This is a genomic window from Nocardioides marinus (genome assembly GCF_013408145.1).
Taxonomy (GTDB): Bacteria; Actinomycetota; Actinomycetes; order Propionibacteriales; family Nocardioidaceae; genus Nocardioides; species Nocardioides marinus.
The window spans coordinates 4,016,970-4,037,257 of record NZ_JACBZI010000001.1 but is presented as its reverse complement, the minus strand read 5'-3'; the positions used below and the strand labels follow the sequence as shown (position 1 = coordinate 4,037,257).

20 protein-coding genes are annotated in these 20,288 nt (G+C 73.3%); 12 read left to right on the top strand and 8 right to left on the bottom strand.

The annotated features are described in order from the left end of the window. Positions 1-9: 9 nt before the first annotated feature. On the bottom strand, positions 10-495 hold the full coding sequence (locus BKA05_RS18995; RefSeq protein WP_246289835.1) for a PGPGW domain-containing protein: 486 nt from the start codon (positions 493-495) through the stop codon (positions 10-12). Positions 496-550: 55 nt separating this feature from the next. Between BKA05_RS18995 and BKA05_RS18990 the strand changes: the two genes are divergently transcribed. Then, positions 551-1,084, top strand: a complete 534-nt coding sequence (locus BKA05_RS18990) for a GNAT family N-acetyltransferase (protein ID WP_343045766.1) — start codon at positions 551-553, stop codon at positions 1,082-1,084. On the opposite strand, the gene BKA05_RS18985 is transcribed toward BKA05_RS18990, so the two are convergent. Together BKA05_RS18985 and BKA05_RS18980 are read right to left on the bottom strand one after the other, a co-directional pair. Continuing rightward, entirely contained in the window at positions 970-1,425 is a 456-nt protein-coding gene (locus BKA05_RS18985) for a PGPGW domain-containing protein (RefSeq protein ID WP_179532821.1), read from the bottom strand. The two genes, BKA05_RS18990 and BKA05_RS18985, sit on opposite strands and share 115 nt — an antisense overlap. A 109-nt stretch (positions 1,426-1,534) precedes the next feature. Continuing rightward, positions 1,535-2,044 carry a nuclear transport factor 2 family protein gene (locus tag BKA05_RS18980; RefSeq protein WP_179532820.1) on the bottom strand — a complete coding sequence of 170 codons (510 nt, stop codon included), beginning with the start codon at positions 2,042-2,044 and terminating at the stop codon, positions 1,535-1,537. Positions 2,045-2,142: 98 nt separating this feature from the next. Between BKA05_RS18980 and BKA05_RS18975 the strand changes: the two genes are divergently transcribed. From BKA05_RS18975 to BKA05_RS18950, 6 genes are all read left to right on the top strand, one after another. Beyond that, the gene (locus tag BKA05_RS18975) at positions 2,143-3,066 is read left to right on the top strand and encodes a sulfite exporter TauE/SafE family protein (protein ID WP_179532819.1); all 924 of its coding nucleotides are present in this window, start codon (positions 2,143-2,145) and stop codon (positions 3,064-3,066) included. A gap of 110 nt (positions 3,067-3,176) precedes the next feature. Beyond that, complete coding sequence (locus tag BKA05_RS18970) at positions 3,177-3,932, top strand: hypothetical protein (protein WP_179532818.1); 756 nt, start codon at positions 3,177-3,179, stop codon at positions 3,930-3,932. A 182-nt stretch (positions 3,933-4,114) separates the two neighbouring features. Continuing rightward, a complete protein-coding gene (locus BKA05_RS18965) occupies positions 4,115-4,546 on the top strand; it encodes a hypothetical protein (protein WP_179532817.1) in 432 nt (143 codons plus the stop codon). 118 nt (positions 4,547-4,664) lie between these two features. Then, positions 4,665-5,954 (top strand): threonine ammonia-lyase IlvA, encoded by a 1,290-nt coding sequence (ilvA, locus tag BKA05_RS18960; RefSeq protein WP_179532816.1) that lies wholly within the window; start codon positions 4,665-4,667, stop codon positions 5,952-5,954. Between the two features lie 235 nt (positions 5,955-6,189). Then, positions 6,190-7,428 carry a hypothetical protein gene (locus tag BKA05_RS18955; RefSeq protein ID WP_179532815.1) on the top strand — a complete coding sequence of 413 codons (1,239 nt, stop codon included), beginning with the start codon at positions 6,190-6,192 and terminating at the stop codon, positions 7,426-7,428. Between the two features lie 17 nt (positions 7,429-7,445). Next, positions 7,446-8,150, top strand: coding sequence for a class F sortase (locus BKA05_RS18950; protein WP_246289834.1), 705 nt, complete (start codon positions 7,446-7,448; stop codon positions 8,148-8,150). On the opposite strand, the gene BKA05_RS18945 is transcribed toward BKA05_RS18950, so the two are convergent. Together BKA05_RS18945 and BKA05_RS18940 are read right to left on the bottom strand one after the other, a co-directional pair. Continuing rightward, positions 8,125-9,042, bottom strand: coding sequence for a phosphotransferase (locus tag BKA05_RS18945; protein WP_179532814.1), 918 nt, complete (start codon positions 9,040-9,042; stop codon positions 8,125-8,127). The genes BKA05_RS18950 and BKA05_RS18945 overlap by 26 nt on opposite strands. 71 nt (positions 9,043-9,113) lie before the next feature. Then, positions 9,114-9,392: a hypothetical protein gene (locus tag BKA05_RS18940; RefSeq protein WP_179532813.1), complete on the bottom strand. Its 279-nt coding sequence runs from the start codon at positions 9,390-9,392 to the stop codon at positions 9,114-9,116. Positions 9,393-9,519: 127 nt separating this feature from the next. Here BKA05_RS18940 and egtB point away from each other — a divergent pair, with 127 nt between their 5' ends. The 4 genes from egtB to BKA05_RS18920 all read left to right on the top strand — a co-directional run bounded on the left by egtB (position 9,520) and on the right by BKA05_RS18920 (position 15,352). Continuing rightward, complete coding sequence (gene egtB, locus BKA05_RS18935) at positions 9,520-10,863, top strand: ergothioneine biosynthesis protein EgtB (protein WP_343045765.1); 1,344 nt, start codon at positions 9,520-9,522, stop codon at positions 10,861-10,863. Further along, entirely contained in the window at positions 10,860-11,861 is a 1,002-nt protein-coding gene (gene egtD, locus BKA05_RS18930; protein ID WP_179532812.1) for an L-histidine N(alpha)-methyltransferase, read from the top strand. Before egtB ends, egtD begins: the two co-directional genes overlap by 4 nt. Before the next feature lie 58 nt (positions 11,862-11,919). Beyond that, entirely contained in the window at positions 11,920-13,962 is a 2,043-nt protein-coding gene (locus tag BKA05_RS18925) for an MMPL family transporter (RefSeq protein ID WP_179532811.1), read from the top strand. Positions 13,963-14,032: 70 nt separating this feature from the next. Beyond that, positions 14,033-15,352, top strand: a complete 1,320-nt coding sequence (locus BKA05_RS18920; protein ID WP_179532810.1) for a cytochrome P450 — start codon at positions 14,033-14,035, stop codon at positions 15,350-15,352. 75 nt (positions 15,353-15,427) lie between these two features. Here BKA05_RS18920 and BKA05_RS18915 read toward each other — a convergent pair whose 3' ends face one another. From BKA05_RS18915 to BKA05_RS18905, 3 genes are all read right to left on the bottom strand, one after another. Then, the gene (locus tag BKA05_RS18915) at positions 15,428-17,278 is read right to left on the bottom strand and encodes a phosphoenolpyruvate carboxykinase (GTP) (RefSeq protein WP_179532809.1); all 1,851 of its coding nucleotides are present in this window, start codon (positions 17,276-17,278) and stop codon (positions 15,428-15,430) included. Between the two features lie 101 nt (positions 17,279-17,379). Beyond that, positions 17,380-18,543, bottom strand: coding sequence for a cysteine--tRNA ligase (locus BKA05_RS18910; protein ID WP_343045764.1), 1,164 nt, complete (start codon positions 18,541-18,543; stop codon positions 17,380-17,382). A gap of 86 nt (positions 18,544-18,629) precedes the next feature. After that, positions 18,630-19,010 carry a hypothetical protein gene (locus BKA05_RS18905; protein WP_179532807.1) on the bottom strand — a complete coding sequence of 127 codons (381 nt, stop codon included), beginning with the start codon at positions 19,008-19,010 and terminating at the stop codon, positions 18,630-18,632. A gap of 192 nt (positions 19,011-19,202) precedes the next feature. Between BKA05_RS18905 and BKA05_RS18900 the strand changes: the two genes are divergently transcribed. Then, positions 19,203-20,231, top strand: a complete 1,029-nt coding sequence (locus BKA05_RS18900) for an iron-siderophore ABC transporter substrate-binding protein (RefSeq protein ID WP_179532806.1) — start codon at positions 19,203-19,205, stop codon at positions 20,229-20,231. Positions 20,232-20,288 lie beyond the last annotated feature (57 nt).

The window sequence follows — 20,288 nt, the reverse complement described above, 5'->3', positions numbered from 1 at the left end:
GCGTGGGTCTCAGGCGGCGTCGGCGCGCTCGATGTCCCGCTCGAGCTCCCGCAGCTCCTCGGGGCGGCCGTGGAAGCGGCGGTAGCTCCACACCAGCAGCGCGAGCGCCAGGAAGCCCGACGCGACCAGGGAGATCCCGGTCGCGAGCCCGCCGGGCAGCCAGAACGAGTCGGGCAGCGACCACCACGAGGGCACCGCCGGGTCGAGGCACCACACCAGGCCCCACGCCCACATCCAGACCACACCGAAGCCCGAGGCCACGATCCGCGACGGCTTCGCCACGCCGTACGCCGCGGCGCGCATCGCCCGCAGGCGCAGCGGCTCCACGCGGCGCTCGGCCCAGTCGTACTGCTGGGAGAGCACGGCCATCCCGGCGAAGACCATGAGCAGGCCCGGACCCGGCAGCACCAGCGCGGCGATGCCGGCGAGCAGCAGGGTCCACCCCACGATCTCGAGGGTCAGGCGCCGGGCCGCGGCCTTCATGGGCACGAGCATGCCAGGCAGGCGGTCACCGGACCAGACCGCTGAGGCGGATCCCTACACTGCCGCCGTGCCCTGGAGCATCGAGATCGACGACCTCTCCGATCCCGCCGTGGTGGGTCTGCTCGAGGCCCACGTCGCCCAGCTCCGTGCGACCAGCCCGCCGGAGAGCACCCATGCGCTCGACCTCGACGGGCTTCGCCGCGAGGCCGTGACGCTCTGGGTGGCCCGCGACGACGACGGATCGCCCGTCGGCTGCCTCGCCCTCAGTCTCGTCGATCCCACCCACCCCGAGCTGAAGTCGATGCGCACCGACAGCGCCGCCACCGGTCGTGGCATCGGGACCGCCGTGCTGCAGCACGTGCTGGCCCACGCGCGCGACAACGGCCTCGACCGGCTGTGGCTCGAGACCGGCGCCGAGGAATTCTTCGCCCCGGCCCGCCGGCTCTACGCCCGGCACGGCTTCGTGGAGTGCCCGCCGTTCGGCCACTACCGGCCCGACCCGCTCAGCGTGTTCATGTCGCTGGACCTGTCGGGGTCGGGGAGCAGCGCCACCCGCGCCCACACGACGACGGCGAGCCCGGCGACCCCGGACACGATCTGACCCACACCCGCCCAGGTGCCACCGGGCAGCCAGGTCCAGGTGGGCAACAGCCACCAGTCGGGCCGCGCCGGGTCGGCCAGCCACACCAGGCCGCTGACCCCGAGGGCGACGGTGACCGAGGCCGTGACGAGCAGCCGCGGCAAGGTGGCGACGCTGCGCCGGGTCTCGACGAGGGCACGCCGCTGCAGCGGCGCCAGCCGGCGGGCCGCCCAGGGGTCGTACCTGCTGAGCAGCGCAAGGCCCAGCACCAGGACGAGCAGCCCCGGCCCCGGCAGGGGGTAGAGCACCACGCCCACCAGCACCAGGAGCCAGCCGAGGGTCGACAGGAGCAGCCGGCGCATCCGGGCACGGTGACAGCGTCCGCCGTCCGGCAGGTGAACGTCCGGAGGGTCTGCCGTGAACCCCTCTCACGACACGCCCTCCGGTCCACACCCGGCGTGGGTGTCGGCCTCAGTCGCGGACGAGCGCGCCGTACTTCTCCAGGTAGGCCCGCCCCTCGTCGTCCAACCGGCCGTGCTCGGCGGCGACCCGCGCCCACCGCACGGTCATGGCAGCGAAGCGCATCGGGTTGTAGACGTCCTCCTCGCGACAGAACATCCCGTCGCCGGCGTAGGTCATGATCGTGATGTTCGACTCCTCGTGCAGCGAGCCGTCGCCGGGGTCGGGCATCAGGTTGCGCACCTCGCAGACCAGTCGGCCGGCCTCGGGGTCGACGACCTGCCACGCCAGCGGGAAGCCGGTCATCGTCCCACCCGGGAAGGTCGTCATCGTCCGCACCGACCACTCGCGGATCTCCTCGCGCCCGTGGAAGGTGCCGAAGGCGTGCTCGACGTACGTCGCGTCCTCGGTGAACAGGTCCGCGAAACCCTCCCACCGACCGGTCTCGGCGAACTCCTGCACCCGCCCGTGGAAGGCGGCGTAGGCCTCGGTGATCTCGTCGGCGCTCCAGCGTGGGCTCACCCCGGCATCCAAGCGCGTCGGCGCGGCGATTGTCACGGGGCCCGCCTATCTGCATAATCTCTAGTAATTCAGTTGTCTTTAGTGAGGAAGTTCCCTTCATGCGCAAGCTCCTCGTCCTCGGCTTCGTGGGCCTCCTGGCCCAGCTGGTCGACGGTTCCCTCGGCATGGCCTACGGCGTCACGTCGTCGACGCTGCTGCTGGCCGCCGGCATCGCCCCGGCCGCCGCCTCGGCGGCGGTCCACTTCTCCGAGATCGGGACCTCGCTGGTCTCGGGCATCTCGCACCAGAAGTTCGGCAACGTGGACTGGCGCACCGTCGGCATCCTGGCCGTGCCCGGCTTCGTGGGCGCCTTCGCCGGCGCGACCTTCCTGGCCAGCCTCGACGGCGCCGCGGCCAAGCCGATGGTGGCCGGCATCCTGCTCGCGCTCGGTCTCTACGTGATCTACCGCTTCCTCGTCCTGGGCGGCCAGCGCCCCACCTTCCGCAGCCGCCCCTCGGCCCGGATGCTCGCCCCCATGGGTCTGGTCGGCGGCGCCCTCGACGCCGTCGGCGGCGGCGGCTGGGGCCCGGTGGGCACCACCACGCTGCTCTCGTCGGGTCGCCTGGAGCCGCGCAAGGTCGTGGGCTCGATCGACACCTCGGAGTTCGTGGTCGCGGTGGGCGGCTCGCTCGGGTTCCTGCTCGCCCTCGGCTCCCAGGGCATCCTGTGGGGGTACGCCGGTGCGCTGCTGGTCGGCGGCGTCATCGCGGCACCGTTCGCCGCGTGGCTGGTCAAGCACCTCGCCGCCCGCGTGCTGGGCGTCGCGGCCGGCGGCCTGATCGTGCTGACCAACTCCAGGACCATCGCCGAGGCGCTCGGCCTCCCCGGAGCGGGCGTGGCGGCGCTGGCCGCGACCCTCGCCGTCGTGTGGGTCTCGCTGATCGTGTGGGCCGTGCGCCAGGAGCGGGCCGTGCGTCGCGCCGAGGGGTCCGGGACCGGCGTGGCCACCGGAGGGGAGCCCGTGGTCACCGCGGCCGGCTGACCGACCAGCAGGTCGTCGCCAGGGGCGGCGCGGTCCGCGTGACCGCGCCGCCCCCCGCTCGTTGGACCGGAGGTAAAGCCCCCTGCCTGAACCCCCCGGAAGGTCCCCCCATGGTCCGCACCCAGCTCAAGGTCGCTCTCGCCGCCCTGCTCGGCGTCCTGCTGCTCACCGGCTCCACCGCCCTGGCGACCGTCGGGTGGGCCGGCACCGGAACCCACCACGGCGCCACGGCCGGTGCGGGCTCCGCTGCGCAGGCCGCCCAGCGCAACCACTGCTCCGCGGAGGAGCAGGCGGTCGAGGACGCCCAGGTCGAGCACCGCAAGGCGCAGAAGAAGCTGAAGAAGGCCAGGTCCCAGCAGAAGCAGGCGACGTCGAAGGCCGAGCGCACCAAGGCCAAGAAGAAGGTCAAGAGCGCCCGCAAGACGTTCAAGGCCAAGGAGCGCAAGCTCGAGAAGGCCGAGCAGGAGCTCGAGGACTGCCAGGCGCAGCCGACCGAGACCGCCTCGCCCACGGCGACCACCTCGCCGACCGGCAGCCCCACGGCCACGACCAGCCCCACGGGGACCACCTCGCCCACCGGCACGGCCAGCCCGACCGGCACCACCAGCCCGACGGCGACCTCCTCCCCGACCGAGGAGCCGACCGAGCAGCCGACCGAGGAGCCGGGGTTCCCCTCGATCTGCGACTTCCTGCCCATCCCGGGCTTCTGTGACGACGAGGAGCCCAGCCCGTCGCCCACCGCCACGACCAGCCCGACGGCCTCGACCAGCCCCACCGCGTCGACCAGCCCCACCGCCACCAGCAGCGCGTCGGGCTCGCCCGAGGAGGAGATCTGCGACCCGATCCTCGAGGTCTTCTGCTTCTGAGGCCCGCCGGACCACCCCCGCGAGACCCCCGTGACCTCGGTCGCGGGGGTCTCGTGCACTCGGGTCACACCGATGGCCCCTTGGTACTACGACCGTGGACCCCTCCCCGGGATTCATCTACCGTGACGGGGTTCCCCGGTCCCTCGCTCGGGAGGGCCGGCACCACAGATCGGAGTCTTCGTATGTCACACGCCCGCACTGCCCTGGCCTCCCTGGCCGGCCTCGCCCTCAGCGTCGGGATGGTCACCGGCGCCGCCACCCTCTCCAGCGCCGACGAGGCCCGCGGCAAGGAGAAGGCGCCCTGCTCGCAGGAGCAGAAGCAGTACGACAAGGCCGTTGACAAGTACGAGCGGCTGCACGCGAAGTTCGCGGAGGAGAAGCAGGAGGCCGCCGAGGCCGAGGGGACCGACGACGAGTCGGCCGAGAAGCGCGAGGCCCGGAAGGCCAAGAAGGCCAAGAAGGCCCAGGCCAAGCGGGTCGAGAAGAAGCAGGCCAAGCTCGAGAAGTGCCAGGCCGAGCAGGAGCCGACCGAGGAGCCCACCGAGACCACCGAGCCCTCGGAGACGAGCGAGCCGACCGAGGAGCCGACGGCCTCGGAGTCCGCGGAGGCCTGAGCCACCGTCATCTGCTCCACGTCGGACGTACGACACCGGCCCCCACGACCCCCGTCGTGGGGGCCTCGTCGTGGGGGCCTCGTCGTGGGTCGACCGGCAGGTCTGGAACCCTCGGACGGTGAGCACCACCCCCTCCCCCCTGCCCACGGCCGCCGACGTCGACGCGGCCGCGGTGCGGCTCGCCGAGGTGCTGTCCCCCACCCCCCTGCAGCGCAGCGCCCGGCTCTCGGCCGCGACGGGGCTGGAGGTGTGGGTCAAGCGTGAGGACCTGCAGCCGGTGCGCTCCTACAAGGTGCGGGGGGCCTCCACGCTGTTGAGCAGCCTCGACGAGACCGCGCGCGAACGCGGCGTCACCTGCGCCTCGGCCGGCAACCACGCCCAGGGCGTGGCCTTCGCCTGCGCGCGTGCCGGCGTCCGCGCCCGGGTTCACCTGCCCCGCACCACCCCGCGACAGAAGCGCGAGCGGATCGCGGCGCTGGGCGGCGACCTGGTCGAGGTCGTCATCGGGGGCGACACCTACGACGACGCCGCTGCCGCGAGCGCCGCGTTCGCCCGCGAGTCCGGCGCCACCCCCGTGCCGGCCTTCGACGACCTCCGCACGATCGCCGGTCAGGGCACGCTCGCCCGCGAGGTCGTCGAGCAGCTGGCCGACCAGGGTCTCGGCCTCGGGACCCTCGTGGTCCCGGTGGGAGGCGGCGGGCTGATCGCCGGCGCGCTCACCTGGCTGGCCGAGCACAGCCCGGCGACCACCGTGGTCGGGGCGGAGCCGGCCGGCGCCGCCAGCATGGCCGCCGCCCTGGCCGCCGGGGCCCCTGTGGAGCTCTCCGGGCTCGACGGCTTCGACGGCTTCGTCGACGGTGCCGCCGTACGCCGGGTCGGCGGGTGGACCCACGCCGTCACCGCCGCGCACCGACCGCGGCTGGTCGCGGTGCCGGAGGGCGCGGTGTGCGTGGAGATGCTGGCGCTCTACCAGTCCGACGGGATCATCGCGGAGCCCGCCGGAGCGCTCTCCAGCGCGGCGCTGGGGCAGCTCCTGGACGACGAGCGGCCAGCCGCGGGGCAGGCTGTGGTCGTCATCCTCTCCGGCGGCAACAACGACGTGAGCCGCTACGCCGAGGTCGTGGAGCGGGCACTCGTGCACGAGGGCCTCAAGCACTACTTCCTGGTGGAGTTCCCCCAGGAGCCCGGCGCCCTGCGCCGCTTCCTGGACGAGGTGCTCGGCCCCGACGACGACATCACGCTCTTCGAGTACGTCAAGCGCAACAACCGCGAGACGGGCCCGGCCCTGGTGGGTGTCGAGCTGCAGGACCCTGCCGACCACGCCCCGCTGCTGGAGCGGATGGCGACCTCGCCGCTGCGCGTGGAGCCGGTGCCGCCGGAGAGTCCGCTGTTCCGCTTCGTGCAATAGCACACCCAACCCCCGGCCCGGACGCGGGGTTTCAGCAGGGCCTACCCTGGGCAACACCCCCCCAAGCGCCCGCGGCCGACCCACGCCGTGCGCACCCCCCACCCCCCCCCGTCACCCACATCGACCTCTGGCCCATGACCGCGACCCGGCCACGGGGCTCCTTCGTCGTCCCCGTCGGGGGGTTGCCGCCGCCACCCGCGCCGGCCCACCGACACACCACGAGGGAGACATCCACATGGGGAGCATCAGGACCCACCTGCTCCGGATCGGCGCGATGGCCACTGCGGCCGCCGTCGTCACCGTCAGCGCCGGCCCCGCCCTGGCGGCCGAGCCGGTCGCCCAGGCCAGCGCCACCGGGCTGCGACTCACGATCGCGAGCACGCCCACCGACAGCGGCACCTACACCGTCACCCACGACGGGACGAAGGAGACCGCGAGCGGCTCCAACGAGCCGGCCATCAGCGCCCTCGGCGGCCAGTCGTTCATCCAGGCCGGCACGCTGAGCCAGGACGCCGGGACGGTGATCCGCGACAAGAAGGGGTACTCCGCCGCGTGCGCCGGTCTGGCCGGTGACGGCGCCACCCTCGTGGAGGTGGCCGAGGGTGGCTGCCTCGTCCCGGGCCAGAACCTCGACCTCAACGCCGGCACGGTGGACCTGACCGGCATCCAGATCCTCGGCGACCAGTTCCCCCAAGAGCTGCAGGACGCCCTCCAGCCGGTCCTCGACCCGCTGCTCGGCGGTCTCACCACCGCGCTGCAGACGGTCCTCGACGGCGGCGGCATCGCCCTGGGCCTGAACCTCGGTGCCGTGCAGTCCTACTGCACCGCGCAGCCCGGCAGCGCCGACGGTGACACCGACATCACCGACGCCACCCTGGACGCCTCGCTGGGCGGGCAGAGCATCAACCTGGTGACGCTGCCGACCAACCCGCCGCCGAACACCCGGGTGGTCACCGACCTCGGTGTGGTGGTGCAGTCGGTGCTCGACGCGCTGCGCACCGAGTTCGAGACCGCCATCGACGGCGCGCTCGGCCCCCTGACGGCCGTGATCGACGGCGCCGAGGTCCTCGCCGAGGCCCTCGAGCAGGTCGGCGAGGCGCTGGCCCCGCTGGAGGAGAACGTCCTCGAGATCACGCTCAACAAGCAGGAGCGCCCCTCCAGCGACTCGATCCAGGTCACCGCGCTGGACCTGCACGTGCTGCCCGCTGCCGAGGCCGCGGGCGTCGAGCTCGTCGGCGCCCAGATCGGTGAGACCGCCTGCGGCCCCAACAGCCGGGTGAGCGTCGACGACCCCGACCCGACGCCGACCCCGTCCCCGACCCCTGAGCCGGTGCCGACCTCGGTCCCGGCCGGCGTCGAGTCCGTGTCCGGCACCGGTGGGATCGGCACGGGCGGCAACCTCGCCCTGCTCCTGCTGGTGGCCCTCTCCGCCGGCGCCGGTGTGGCGAGCTACCGCCGCGCGCTGCGCGGCTGAGCGACCGCACCGAGCGCATGAGCGACCAGCCGGCCACCGATCCGGCCCCGGAGACCCCCGGGGCCGACGGTGGCCGGCTGGATGCGTTCTGGGGCCGCCTCACCTCGACGCTGGCAGCGATGAGCACGGCGCTGCTGGTGCTCAGCGGTGGCCTGGTGGTCGGCGGGTTGGTCGTGCCCTCCCCGCAGCCGCCGCCGCCCGCGCCGTACCGCTCCCTCGACCCGGCCGACCCGGTGCTGCTGCTGGTGCCCTCGGTCGACATCGAGGCCCCCGTCGTGCCCGTGGCCCTGTCCGAGGACCGCGTCCTCGACCCGCCGCAGGACGTCGTCGACGTCGGCTGGTGGGACCGCAGCGCCCAGCCCGGCTCCGAGACCGGCTCGACGGTCATCGCCGGGCACTCCGTGCACACCGGCGGCGGCGCGCTGGACCCCCTGCGCGGCGTGCGTCGTGGCGCCGTCGTGGACGTGCGCACCGCCGAGGGCACGATGCGCTACCTCGTCCAGCGCAAGAAGGTCTACGACAAGGACGAGCTGGCGGTGAACGCCGTGAGCATCTTCGGCCAGGAGAGCGGGCGTGGCCGCCTGGTGCTGGTCAGCTGCACCGACTGGGACGGCAGCGGCTACGCCTCCAACGTCGTCGTGTACGCCGTCGCCCTGGGCGAGCCCCGGGAGCTGGCCGGGGCCACGGCCGCCTCCCTCAGCGAGCCCGTCGCAGCCCGCTGACCAGCATGCCCGCGCGGGCCCTGGTGGGCTCCGGGTCCCCGGGAACGTGCCCGTTGACGACCCGGCAGGCCCAGCCGAGGACCCGGGCCGCCCGGGCCGGTGCCTCGAGGTCGGCCACCGCCCGCCCGAGGTGCTCGGCCCACACCTCCAGGTAGCTGCGCTGGTAGGGGCGGACGTCCTCTGCGCCCTCGACGTCGTCCAGACCCCAGCCGATGACCCCGTCGAGCGTCACGGCCAGGCTGAGGAACGGGTGGGCCACACAGGCGTCACCCCAGTCGGTGATCTGCATCCTCCCGGTGGCGCCGACGAAGACCTGCGCGTCGTGGAGGTCGTCGTGCTGCACGCTGTCGGGCACGCCCGAGTCCGCGAGCGCCTCGACCAGGCCCCCGACCTCGGGCACCGCGGCCCGGGCATCCGCCCCGAGATCGAGGTCATCGACGAGAGCGGCGTAGGAGGTCAGCAGCCGGTCCCCCCGCAGGTCGGGGACGCCGGCGGCGAGCATGGCGTCCACGTCACCGACGAGGTCGCGCTGCACTCCGGCGTACAGGGCCAGGGCGGGCCGCCACCGCGACAGGTCCCGTTCCTCGGGCACCAGCTCGCGCAGGCTGCGACCGGCATCGGCCATCAGCAACCAGCCGCGGTCGGGCTCGTGCCCGTGCACCTCCACCACCGCGTCGGGGCGGCGACCGGCCACCAGGGCGGTGAGCGCCGCCTCGTGGCGCAGCTCCGGGGGGACCACCTTCAACCACACCGGCCCACCCGTGGTCGGGATGCGCGCGAGGGCCGACCAGCGACGCAGGTGCGGCCAGCCGACCTGGCCGACGGGCTCGAGACCGAGGCCCTCGAGCACCGTCGCCGCCCACAGCAGCGGGGCCTCGCGGTCGGTGGTCACGGGACGAGGATGACGGGCGCGGCCGCCCGCCGCGAGCCAATTCCGTGCCCGCACCGCCCGGCGCGGCCCGGTCAGGCCCGGGCCACCACCGCGAGCACCCAGGGCAACGCCCGGATGCCGGAGCCCGGGTACTCCACGGCGAGCCGGCGCACCTCGGCGTACGCCCGGACAAGCAGCGCCTCCGCGGCGCGACGATCACCCCGGGTGCGCGCCAGGGCGAGCCGCAGCGCCGGGGTCACGCTCTGGTCGTAGACCTGTCCCAGCTCGCCGCGCCGACCACGACCGAGGCGCACGAGCGCGTCGTGCAGGCCGTCGGTCGTCCCCGGGACGGAGAGGGAGCTGGGAGTCACCTCCCCACGGTGTCCCCCGCGACGACTCCTGCGCCCACCCCTCCGAGTGGGAATCGGATCGGCGTCGTCATCACCTCGTCACCCTTCCGGGGTCGAAATCGTCGGTGGTCTGCGTCACGGTTGACCCGTGACCCACGAGAGGACACCGGCGATGACCACCTGGGACCCCACCCGTGTCGTCGAGCGCTACGCACAGGTCCGCGCCCACACCGAGGCCCTGGCCGCCCCGCTCTCCCCGGAGGACCAGACCGTCCAGTCGATGCCGGACGTCTCGCCCACCAAGTGGCACCGCGCGCACGTGACGTGGTTCTTCGAGACCTTCCTGCTCGCCGAGCACGAGAGCGGCTTCGCGCCCTTCCAGGACCAGTACTGGTTCCTGTTCAACAGCTACTACGAGTCGCTCGGACCCCGCTACTCCCGGCCCGACCGCGGCCTGGTGACCCGCCCGGGCGCGCACGAGGTCGGCGACTACCGGCGCAACGTCGACGACCGCGTCCGCGAGCTGGTCGAGGGGCTGGACGAGGGCACCCTGACCAAGCTGGCCCCCGTCGTCGAGCTCGGCTTCCACCACGAGCAGCAGCACCAGGAGCTGCTGCTGATGGACATCAAGCACGTGCTCTCCCGCAACCCGCTCCAGCCGGTCTACGCCGGCACCCGTCGCACCCCCTCGGAGCCCGACGACCTCGGCTGGGTCGAGGTCGAGGGAGGGTTGGTCGAGGTCGGCCACGAGGGGGCGGGCTTCGCCTTCGACAACGAGCTGCCCCGGCACCGCCAGTGGCTGGAGCCCTACCGGCTGGCCGACCGGCTGGTGACCAACGCGGAGTGGCTGGCCTTCATGTCCGACGGCGGCTACCAGCGCGCCGGGCTGTGGCTCTCCGACGGCTGGGCTCGGGTCAACGCGGAGGGCTGGCGTGCACCGTTCTACTGGGTCGAGCACGACGGCGTCTGGCTCGAGCACACCCTGCACGGCACCTGGCCCGTCGACCCCGGCGCCCCGGTCACCCACGTGTCCTTCTACGAGGCCGAGGCCTACGCCACGTGGGCCGGCAAGCGGCTGCCGACCGAGGCCGAGTGGGAGCACGCCGTCGTGGCCGACGGCCAGGGCGACGCCGCCCGCGCGGGCGGCAACCTCGCTGACCAGCAGGCCTTCCACCCCGCGGCCGCCCCGGCCTCGGCACCGGCGGGCAGCCGGTTGCGCCAGGTCTACGGCGACTGCTGGGAGTGGACCGCCTCGGCCTACCACCCCTACCCCGGCTTCCACCCGCCCGAGGGCGCGATCGGTGAGTACAACGGCAAGTTCATGTCCAACCAGATGGTGCTGCGTGGCGGGTGCGCCCTCACCCCGCCCGACCACGCCCGGCTGACCTACCGCAACTTCTTCCCCCACGCCGCCCGCTGGGCGATGTCCGGGGTCCGCCTCGCCGACGGCGGGGCACCGACCGCCACGACCGGGCAGGAGGCCCACGCATGACCTCACCGGTGGAGCCGACCGTCTCGGTGCTCCTCGACGCCGACTGGGCCTCCGGCTCGCTGGTCGACGACGTACGCCGCGGGCTGGGCGCGCGACCGCTCTCGCTGCCGCCCAAGTGGCTCTACGACGACGAGGGATCGCGACTCTTCGACGAGATCACCCGGCTCCCGGAGTACTACCCGACCGAGACCGAGCGCGCGATCCTGGTGCGTCACGCCCGCGACGTCGTCGCGGCCTGCGACGCGACCACCGTGGTCGAGCTGGGCAGCGGCACCTCCGACAAGACCCGGATGCTGCTCGACGCCTTCGCCTCGGCCGGCCGCCTGGAGCGCTTCGTGCCCGTCGACGTCGCCGAGCAGACCCTGCGCGAGGCGGCCGACATGCTCAGCCGCCGCTACCCCGGGCTCGCGGTGCAGGCGCTGGTCGGCGACTTCACCCTGCACCTGGCCCACCTGCCGGCCCGCACCGAGACGGGCAGCCGGATGGTGGCGTTCCTGGGCAGCACGATCGGCAACCTCTACGTCGAGGAGCGGCGCGCGTTCCTCGGTGCGCTGGCCGACTCCCTCGAGCCCGGCGACTGGCTGCTGCTCGGCACCGACCTGGTCAAGCCCGTCGACCGGTTGGTCGCGGCGTACCACGACGCCTCCGGCACCACGGAGGCGTTCGTCCGCAACAGCCTGCGGGTGCTCAACCGCGAGCTCGGCGCCGACTTCGACCTCGGCGCGTTCAGCTACGTGCCGTTCTGGGACGGCGCGATGGAGCGGATGGACCTGCGACTGCGCTCCGAGGCCCCCCAGCACGTCCGCATCCCCGGTGCCGACCTCGAGCTCGACCTGGCCCTGGGCGAGGAGATCCGGGTCGAGATCTCCACGAAGTTCCGCACCCACCTCATCGCCGAGGAGCTGACCGACGCGGGCTTCGGCGTGGAGCGGGTCTGGGACGACGGCGACGGGGTGCCGACCGGCGACTTCGCCCTCACGCTGGCGCGCCGGCGCTGACGCCGAGGGGTGGTCACCCACCCGAGTGGATGAGTCATCACCTGCGTAGGTTCGCAGCGTGAGCACGCCTCCTCCGGGCTGGGCCCGCCGCCTGACCAGTCGCCGTGTCGCCCCGTTCGTCGCCCTGCTGCCGCTGCTGCTCGGCGGGCTGCTGATCGGTCTGCTCGGCACCGCCGAGCGCACCGTCGGGCCGGCGGACGAGCTGCCGGAGGGCAGTGGGGTCGCGGAGGCCGCGGCCCTCGCGGAGCGGTTGCCCGACGACGCCACCAGCACCGCGATCGTCCTGTGGACCGCCGAGGACGGCGAGCTGTCCCAGGAGACGCTGCAGGAGATCCAGCGCCTGGCCGGGGACCTGCCGGGTGGGTCCGGGGACGCGGCGCCGATCCCGTCCGAGGACGGCACCGCCGCCATCCTCCCGCTCGAGCTCGACACCGCCACCGCCTCGGACACCTCCGAGGCCGTCGCGGAGCTCCGCGAGCAGCTCGACTCCTCCGCCCCCGACGGTGTGCTCACGCAGGTGACCGGCCCCGCAGCGGTGCAGGCCGACCTGGCGAAGGTCTTCGAGGGTGCCGATCTGACCCTGCTGGCGACCACGGCCGCCGTCGTCACGGTGCTGCTGGTGCTGACCTACCGCAGCCCCGTGCTCTGGGTCGTGCCGCTGGTCGTCGTGGGGGTCGCCGACCGGCTCGCGACGGTGCTGGCCACCCACGTCCTCGAGCTGGTCGGCACGGCCTGGAACGAGTCGACCACCGGCATCCTCTCGGTGCTGGTCTTCGGCGCCGGGACCGACTACGCCCTGCTGCTGATCTCCCGCTACCGCGACGAGCTGAAGGGTGAGGAGTCCCGGCACCTGGCGATGGCCCGGGCCCTGCACCGTACGGCGGAGGCCGTGCTCAGCTCCTCGACGACCGTCGTGGTCGGCGTCCTGACCCTGCTGCTCTCCCTCACCCCGTCCACGCGCGGCCTCGGGCTGGCCAGTGCGGTCGGCATCGTGGTCGCGGCCCTCATGGTCATGACGGCCCTCCCGGCGGCACTGGTGCTCTTCGGCCGCTGGGTCTTCTGGCCCAAGGTCCCCCGCGTCGGGGATCCCACCACCGTCCAGACCGCCCGGGTGTGGAACGCCGTCGGCGGCCTGGTCGGTCGCCGTCCGGTGACCGTCGCCGTGGTGTCCTCGCTCGTCCTGGTCGCGCTCGCGCTCCCGGGGCTCGGCATCCGGACCGGGCTGAGCCAGTCCGAGCAGTTCCTCGACGAGCCCGAGGCGATCTCGGCCTCCGAGCGGCTGGCCGAGTCGTTCCCCGCGGGATCGGCCGAGCCGGCCCGGGTGCTGTCCACCGGGCCGCAGGAGGACGTGCTGGCCCTGGTCGAGTCCTCCTCGGCGGTCCGCTCCGCGCGTCCGACCGCCTCCGGCGACGGCGTCGTCCAGGTCGACGCGGTCCTCGACGCCCGACCGGGCACCAGTGAGGCGGTCGACGCGGTGGAGACCCTGCGGGCCGACATCGCAGCCGATCCCGACCTCGCGGACACCACCGTGGTCAGCGGCAGCGACGCCTCGCGCATCGACGAGCGCGACGGGGCCTCGCGTGACCGACTGCTGGTGCTGCCGCTGATCCTGGTCCTGGTCCTCGGCGCGCTCGTGCTGCTGCTGCGCTCGATCGTGGCGCCGCTCGTGCTCGTGGTGACGGTCGTGGCCACCTACCTGGCCGCCCTGGGGGCCTCCTGGGTGGTCTTCACCCAGCTGCTGGGCTTCGAGGCCCTGGACGTCTCGACCCCCCTGTTCGCCTTCTTGTTCCTGGTCGCCCTCGGCGTGGACTACAACATCTTCCTGGTCACCCGCGCCCGCGAGGAGGCCCCCGAGCACGGCACCGGCCCCGGCGTCCTGCGCGCCCTGGCCGCCACCGGTGGCGTGATCACCAGCGCGGGCGTGCTCCTCGCCGCGGTCTTCGCCACCCTGGGCGTGCTGCCGCTCGTCGTGCTGGCCCAGCTCGGTGTCGTCATCGGCATCGGCGTCCTGCTCGACACGCTGCTCGTGCGCACGGTGCTGGTGCCCTCGCTGGTCGTGCTGCTGGGCGAGCGCTTCTGGTGGCCACGCCGCGTCCGCTGACCGGCCCCTGCCCGAGTCGCGGTGACCCGTCCCACACCACGGCACCGGCCCTGGCGTGCAGACTGTCGGTATGTCGGACCTGCTCGCTCCCGCCCGTCAGCTCGCCCGGTGGTCGGTCAACCACGGACTCCCCGGCCTCGCACTGCGACGGGCGGGGCGCCGCGGTGACCTGCAGGGTCAGCTCGACACCCGTCTCGCTGCCGGCGACGAGGCGGCCCTGCTGCCGCTGATGGAGCAGATCCGGGCCTCCGGACCGCTGCACCGGGCAGCGTTCTCCTACGTCACCGCGTCCCTGCCCGCGGTCAAGGAGGTGCTGAGCAGCCCCGACTTCCAGACCGGGGTGTTCATGCCCGACGGCGGGCTGCTCGGCCGGATCGCACGCTGGGCCGAGGAGCCGCAGCGGATCGGACCGCTCAACCCGCCGTCCCTGCTGGTCGTGGAACCGCCCGAGCACACGCGCTACCGCAAGCTGGTGACGCGGGTGTTCACGGTGCGGGCGGTCGAGGAGCTGCGCGAGCGCACCGAGCAGATCGCCGAGCAGCTCCTCGACGACCTCGAGCGTCGGGCGGCGGGCGGGGAGCCGATCGACCTGGTGCCGGCGTACTGCGCGGCGCTCCCGGTCACCGTGATCGCCGAGGTCCTCGGGGTGCCCGAGGAGGACCGCCAGCGCGTCCTCGACTTCGGCACCGCCGCGGCGCCGAGCCTGGACCTCGGGCTGTCCCTGCGGGAGATGCGGCAGGTCGAGAGCGCCCTCGACGACTTCCGGGCCTGGCTCATCGACCACCTCGACCACCTCCGGCTGCACCCGGGCGACGACCTGCTCTCCCGGCTCGTCGCCGTGCAGGACGAGGACGGCGGGCTGAGCCAGGCCGAGCTGCTGGCCACCGCCGGGCTGGTCCTGGCGGCCGGCTTCGAGACGACGGTGAACCTGCTGGGCAACGGCGTCGCACTCCTCGACGCCCACCCCGAGCAGCGCCGGCGGCTGCGCGAGCAGCCGGAGCTGTGGTCCAACGCGGTCGACGAGGTGCTGCGCCACGACCCGCCGGTCCTGCTGACCGGTCGCTTCGCAGCGCGGCGCACCACCGTGGCCGGTGTCGAGCTGCCCGCCGGCAGTCTGGTGACCACGCTGCTGGCCGGCGCCAACCGCGACCCGGACGTCTTCGAGGACCCGCACACCTTCGACGTGGCGCGGGAGAACGCCCGCGACCACGTGGCGTTCTCCGCGGGCCGGCACTACTGCCTGGGCGCGGCCCTGGCCCGGATGGAGGGCGAGGTCGGACTGAGGGCGCTGCACGAGCGGTTCCCGGACCTCGCGGTCGCGCCCGGCGGCGTACGACGCCCCACCCGCATCCTGCGCGGCTGGGAGACCCTGCCCGTCCGGCTCTCCTGACGCAGGACGCCGAACCGGCGCAACATTCCGTACGACGTGTACGGGAGGTTGCGCCGGCTCGGCGTGTGAGCGGGGTCAGCCGAGGTCGGCGGCGACCCGGCGGTGGGCCTCCCAGATCTCCTCGGGCAGGCGGTCGAACTGGGCGAGGTGCTCCTCACGGAAGCCCATCTCCTGGCGCCAGCGCTCGGTGTCGATGGTCAGGATGCGCGACATGTCCTCGGCCGGGACCTCCAGGCCGTCCATGACGAGCTCGGACTCGGCAGGGATGACGCCGACGGGGGTCTTCACGCCCTCGACCTCGCCCTCCTTGAACTGCATCAGCCACAGCAGCGGGCGGAGGTTCTCGCGGTAGCCGGGCCACAGGAAGTGGCCGTCCTGGGCATCACGCTGGAACCAGTTGACGTGGGCGAAGATCGGCGGCTGCGACGCCTTGCCGATGACCTCGAGCCAGTGCGCGGCGTAGTCGCCCTCGCCGTAGGCCATGAACGGGCGCATCGACATCGGGTCGTAGCGCAGCTGCCCGTCGAGGCCGTCGGCGGCGAAGGTCGCCTCGGCCCCGAGGGTCAGGCCGTCGTAGACGCCCTCGGCCAGGTCGGTGATGGCGCGGACCAGCGGCTCGCGGTCACGGGTGCGGCCGCCGAAGATGATCGCGTCGACCGGCACGCCCTGAGGCGCCTCGAAGTCGGCGGCGACGTTGGGGACGTTGGCCAGCGTGGTGGTGAAGCGGCTGTTGGGGTGGGCCCACGGCGAGTCGTCGCCGTTCTCCCGGTCGGCGATCTTCTCGCCCTTCCAGTCCAGCCAGCCGTCGAGGTCGGCGGGCGGGTTCTTGGTCTTGCCCTCCCACCACACCTCCTGCGTCTTCTCGTTGTAGGCGACGTTGGTGAAGATCGCGCCGCTGCCGGGCTGGATGGAGTCCAGGGCGCCGGGGTTGGTCGAGGCGTTGGTGTCCTTGGCGACGCCGAAGACGCCGAACTCGGGGTTCATCGCGTAGACGCGGCCGTCGTCGCCGACCCACAGCCAGGCGATGTCGTCGCCGTAGAAGTCGACGCGGTAGCGCGAGCCCAGCGCGTCGGGGGCCAGGGTCATCGCCAGGTTGGTCTTGCCCGAGGCGCTGGGGAAGCCGCCGGCGATGTGCCAGCGCTTGCCGGTCTCGAGGTCGGAGATGCCCAGCAGCATGAACTGCTCGGCCAGGAAGCGGCCCGACGCGCGGCCGTCGTAGCAGGCCTGGCGCAGGCCGTGGGCGATCTTGCCCAGCAGTGCGTTGCCGCCGTAGGACGAGCCGAAGTGCAGGATCGTGCGCTGGTCGGCCACCGTCACGAAGTAGCGCTGGTCCTCCGGGGTGCCCTGGCCGAGGTTCTCCAGGTCACCGGTCACGTGGACGGCGCGGACGAAGTGGGCGGGGTCCTCGAGCTGGTCGAGGTAGGAGACACCGACGCGCGCCATCCGGATCATGTGCAGCACGACCGGGCGGTTGTCGGTGAGCTCCACGCCGGCGGCGTACGCCTCGAGCGGCGAGCCCTGGGGGGCCATCAGGTAGGGGACGACGTACATCGTCTTGCCGGCCGACTGGCCGCGCATCCGGCCCAGCTGCGCCTCGGTCATCTCCTGGCCGTCGTGCCAGTTGTTGTAGACGCCCTTGTCGAGGGGCTGCGAGGTGGCCACGATCGTGCGCTCCTCCGAGCGCGCGGTGTCCTTGTAGTAGGACCGCGAGTAGTACAGCCCCTCACCGGCCGGCTGGAGCTCGCCGGCCTCCAGGGCCTCCGCGACCAGGCGCGCGTCGTCGGAGGCGTTGACGACCTCCACGCGGGCCGGGCCGGTGATGCCGGCCCAGTAGGTGACGTACTCCCGGACGTGCGGGTTGGAGACCCCCGCCTCGTCGAGGACCTTCTCCACGTCGCTGTTCGTCACTGCGGTGCTGTCGACCATCGCCTACGCCTTCCGGGATCCGCCAGGTGGCGGCCACGCTAGCCGCGCGGGAGGGCGGCACCGGGAGCGGGTTCGTTTGATCGTTCCAGTCCGAGACGTGCTCAGGAGGCCCGCTCGCGCAGCCTCAGCACGTCGAGGAGGTAGCCCACGGCGTCCCCGCCGGTGCCGAGCGCGACCTCGACCGCTGCCGGCACGTCGAGCCCGTCGAGCAGGGCGGCCAGCACGGCCGAGCGTCCCTGCGGGTCCTCGGTGCGACCGCTCGGCGGCCCGGCCGCCTCGTGCAACCGGTCCAGCAGCCGGCCCGCCTCGGCGAAGACCGCGTCCTCGCACTCCCACGCCTCACCGACGGGTCGGTGCAGCAGCCCCAACCGGACCACCGGGCCGGGGAAGCGCTCGAGCAGGTCCGAGACCAGCACCAGGTTGCCGGTGGACTTGGCCATCTTCTCCCCACCCAGGCGCACCTCGCCGACGTGCACCGTGGCGCGGGCGAAGGGCGCGACGCCCGTCGCCGCCTCGACCATCGCGGCCTGGTAGGCGTGGTGCGGGAAGGCGAGGTCGACGCCACCGACGAGCACGTCGATCGAGTGCCCGAGGGAGGCCGCGGCCATCGCCGCGCACTCGGCGTGCCACCCGGGCCGACCCCAGCCCCACGGGCTCGGCCAGGCCGGCTGCTCCTCGCTGGAGGGTCGCCACACGGCCACGTCGAAGGGCGAGCGGCGACCGGGCACGGAGTCCTGGTCGCCGTACTCGCGGGAGAGGCGCAGGGCGCTCTCCTCGTCGAGCCCGGCGCGGGCCGGCACCCCGGAGCCGTCGAAGTAGACGTGGCCGTCGTGCTCGTAGGCCGCGCCCGCGTCGAGCAGCGCGGCCGCGAGGCGGACCACTGCGGGGACGTGGCCCCGGGCGTGGGGCGTCTGGGCGGGCCGCGCCACGGACAGGGCGGTCATGTCACGGTCGAACTGGAACTCCTGGACGACCGCGAGCTCGTCGTAGGGCTCCCCCGCTCGGGCGGCGGCGGCCGTGAGCACGTCGTCGACGTCGGTGACGTTGCGCGCCAGCACCGGCTGGGCACCGGCGGCCCGGGCCACCGAGGCCAGCGCGTCGGCCCACACGAACGTGGCGGCGTGGCCGACGTGGGTGACGGCGTACGGCGTGATCCCGCAGGTGTACACGCGCAGCGGGGCCACCGGGAGCAGTCGCGCCCCGCCCAGCACCAGCGGGGAGGCGACCGGGTGGGTCACGGGGTATCGGGTCGTCTCGGCAGGCACGTCTTGATCCTGCCCCATCAGGGGTCGATCCGTCGGGGGCGGGCGGGGGGGAACAGGCGGGGGAGCGGGCCGGGCGGCGCCCCGGGTCAGGCCGGGCGCACCCGGGAGCGGCGGGCGGTCTCCTCGGCGCGGGCGCGGGCGCGCTGCTCTCGCATGCCGTCGAGCATCCGGTGCACGTCGGGCACCCGCACGAAGGGGCGTGACATCCGACGACTCTCGTAGGCACCGACCTCGACGGCACGTTCCAGCGGCATCGGGTGCCCGAGCTGCATCTCGTAGATCGTGTCGGTCTCGGTGAAGCGCAGCCGGTCGACGGCCGCCCAGCGGTGCCGGCCGTCCAGGTCGCGCAGGACGACGACCTGGCCGACCTCGAGCGGGCGCGGCGCGGCGATCAGACGGTGCGGCACGTCGAGGTGCTCGTGCTGGTCGAGCACACGCGTGCTGGCAGGTACATCAACGAGATCCATCTCGTCCCTCCCCTGGGACATCTCAGGCCCGGCGCCCACCCCCATGGAACCGGCCGTCTTCTAGTGAATACCCCGGCCCGTAGGGGGTTCAACCATGGGAGGGGTCGTGGTCTGGACCAGGGGGGGTGGATACGACCAAGGTGAGGCAATGCTAATTTAGGTTTGCCTTACCTACTCAAGGAGATCCGACCCATGCGTCCCTCACGCCTGCTCACCACGGCCGCCGTCGCGGCCTCCACCCTCGTCCTCGCCGCGTGCGGGAGCGACGACACCTCCACGACGGCGGGGTCCGGCTCGACGGGGAGCGACTCCTCCGGCGTCTTCCCTGTCACCGTCGAGCACGTCTTCGGCGAGACCGTCATCGAGGAGAAGCCCGAGCGGGTCGCCTCCGTGGCCTGGATGAACCACGAGGTCCCCCTCGCGCTCGGGGTGGTGCCGGTCGGCATGAGCAAGGCGACCTGGGGCGACGACGACGGCGACGGCGTCCTGCCCTGGGTGGAGGAGCGGCTCGAGGAGCTCGGCGCGGAGACCCCGGTGCTCTTCGACGAGACCGAGGGCATCGACTTCGAGGCCGTCGCCGACACCGCTCCGGACGTCATCTTGGCCTCCTACTCCGGCCTGACCCAGGAGGAGTACGACACGCTCTCGAAGATCGCCCCGGTGATCGCCTACCCGGAGGTCGCCTGGGGCACCACCTACCAGGACATGATCTCGATGAACTCCGCCGCGCTCGGGCTGGCCGACGAGGGCGAGCAGCTCGTCGAGGAGCTCGACGCCACCGTGACCGAGGCCTTCGCCGAGCACGAGGAGCTCGCCGGCAAGAACGTCGTCTTCAGCTACCTCGACCCCAACGACCTCAGCCAGATCGGCTTCTACACCACGCTGGACACCCGGCCCGGCTTCCTCGCGGAGTACGGGATGGGCACCCCCGAGGTGGTCACCGAGTCCTCGGCGGGCACCGACGAGTTCTACACGACCGTCAGCGCCGAGCGGGCCGACGCCTTCGACGACGTCGACCTCATCGTGACCTACGGCGACCAGAGCCTCGCTCGGGCTGCCCAGGACGACCCGCTGCTCTCCCGCATCCCCGCCGTCGAGCAGGGCGCCATCGCGATGCTCCCCGACGCCACCCCGCTGGCGGCCGCGGCCAACCCGACGCCGCTGTCGATCACCTACAACCTCGACGAGTACCTCGACCTGCTGGCCGGGGCGCTGGCCTGAGCGCCGGCCCGAGCGCTGGCCGGCAGGTCACGAGCACCGGACGAGGACACCCACCCC